This window comes from Marinospirillum sp. (assembly GCF_014859565.1).
On the sequence record NZ_JACUUA010000446.1, the window covers coordinates 1 to 1,302 of the forward strand.

At 48.8% G+C, this 1,302-nt stretch carries 1 protein-coding gene; it reads right to left on the minus strand.

Annotation, left to right across the window (positions count from 1 at the left end):
• Nucleotides 1-224: 224 nt before the first annotated feature.
• Nucleotides 225-1,302, minus strand: a 1,078-nt coding sequence (ilvA, locus tag IBX50_RS20630; RefSeq protein WP_292258319.1) for a threonine ammonia-lyase, biosynthetic, incomplete at its 5' end; no start/stop codon positions are given.

Sequence of the window (1,302 nt, forward strand, 5' to 3'; positions counted from 1 at the left end):
ATAGGTTGTTACCAATAAACCCAGCACAAATAACATGACCAGCAAGAGCATCAGGTCTGGCTTTTTCTTCATCTTTTTTTGCTCCTCTCTGCCTTCCCTTGGCTAACTAGAACAGAGTTAAAAACCTCAGGTATGCCAAGGTTTCTTTAATCTATTCCTTTTAATTGGTTATAACAAGCCAACTCGTTCACACTTTATTATCTTTTTGTTCATTTTTTGTGTGGTTAACGCAGAAACAGTGTGTAGGCAGGGTTATCCGTTTCACGCCAGTAACGGTAACTGATTTTATCCAGGTATTCTTCAACACGTGGTCGATCACCATCCGGCACCTGTAAACCCACCAGCACTCGTCCATAAGCTGCACCATGATTGCGGTAATGGAACAGTGAAATATTCCAGTCATGCCCCAGATGGTTCAGAAAATTCAGCAGTGCACCGGGACGTTCAGGAAATTCAAAACGATACACTTCCTCGTTACCTGCCGGAGTACGTCCGCCACCCAGATGGCGGATATGCAGCTTGGCCAGCTCGTTGTCGGTCAGATCCACCACCGGATACTCTGCTTCCTGCAGGGCATGGATCAGCTCCTCACGGTCTTCCCCACCTGGCTTGACCTGTATACCCACATAAATCTGCGCTTGTTCAGGGTCAGCAAAACGGTAGTTGAACTCGGTCACCATTCGCCTGCGGCCAATAATTTTGCAGAAATTCTTGAAGCTTCCGGGGCGCTCAGGGATTCCCACTGCCAGAATCGCCTCACGTTTTTCACCCAGCTCGGTACGCTCGGCAATATGCTGCAGACGATCAAAATTAGTGTTGGCACCCGAGTTGATACAAATCAGCGTAGAGTCAGTGATGCCAGTTTCTTCAACATACTTCTTCAAACCAGCCAGTGAAAGTGCACCGGAGGGTTCTGCTACACCGCGGGTATCTTCAAAGATATCCTTCACCGCTGCACACATTTCATCGGTGGTAATGGTGATTACCTGATCCACATAATCCTTGCAGATTTTGAAGGGCTCCTTGCCAATTTGTGCCACAGCAACACCTTCAGCAAAAATCCCCACCTGCTCAAGCACCACACGGCGACCCGCTTCCATGGCTGCCTTAAGGCAAGCTGAGTCTTCCGCTTCGACACCAATAATCTTTATATCTGGGCGCAGGTATTTAACGTAAGCGGCGACACCGGCAATCAGACCACCACCACCCACAGGTACAAAAATGGCATGGATAGGGTCAGGATGCTGGTGCAGGATTTCCATACCAATGGTGCCCTGCCCGGCAATCACATCCGGATCATCA